A 928-nucleotide genomic window follows, 5' to 3' on the forward strand; every position below is an offset into this window, starting at 1 on the left:
GCTCAAAGGCTTGAAGATCTCGAATCCTCGAAGGGCGTCCTGCATTTTGAGGTTTAGGCTGTTTGAGCTGACCAGTCTGCTGTTCGAGTAGAATCCAATCATCTAGGGTGGTTCTTGCAATATTAAAAAGTTCACACGTTTTGGATTTATGCTGTGATTCTTTATAAAACTGCATGACTTTTTCGCGTAGATCGACAGAATATGTTTTTGGCATGATCCTAAATCTTAGTGTTTTTTCTATTGTAGCTCATATTGGATTCTTAGCTATACGGTAAGGACAGTGCCTACTAATTGAATATCCCAAGCAACTGGTTTAAAAATTAATTGATTGTTTTTAATATGCAGAACTGGTGAATTGTACTCATTAAAAATTACTAAATTTAATAAAAAATGCCCATCAGCCAATATCAGACCAATTAAAGGTGTTCCATCAACGCTAATAGGTATCATTGATGTAGCATAACCTTGATCTTTACAACTAAAAGTATTACCTCCTATTTCGATAATTGCTTCTTCACCTGCAAAATGTAAAAGATATGGTTTAGATACTCCTTGTTTTAGATTAAAGGGATCTTCATTAGACCTCTTGCGAAAGTCGTTATTGCAAGTTTATCCGGTTTACCAGTGCAGCGATTAAGCTAATGCGTAAACCGAATCGCTTGCGTCTATTTCGGTAGCGTTCACTCAATATTCTAAATGTTTTTAATTGACGATTGATGTGTTCAATCACAATTCGTATTTCTCCAATGATTTTATTGTACTTTTTCTCAATATCAGATAAGGCAGAATTCTTCTTTTTCTTAATAGGAGTCAATAGCTTAAATCCACGCTCCTCTAGTCCATGATACCCTAAATCAGTAACCACATATTCACAATGCTTGAATTTTGCAATCGTTTTTCTTGCCAATTTAATGTCATGTTGACTACC

2 protein-coding genes are annotated in these 928 nt (G+C 35.1%); both read right to left on the reverse strand.

The window, feature by feature from the left end; genetic code table 11:
* Positions 1 to 214 (reverse strand): helix-turn-helix domain-containing protein (locus AC5YD2_RS16130; RefSeq protein ID WP_496127261.1); only part of this gene is annotated, 214 nt, incomplete at its 3' end.
* Positions 215 to 598: 384 nt separating this feature from the next.
* Positions 599 to 928: transposase family protein (locus tag AC5YD2_RS16135; RefSeq protein WP_496125492.1), on the reverse strand; the 330-nt coding region annotated here is incomplete at its 5' end.

This window comes from Acinetobacter sp. CY73, assembly GCF_059515865.1.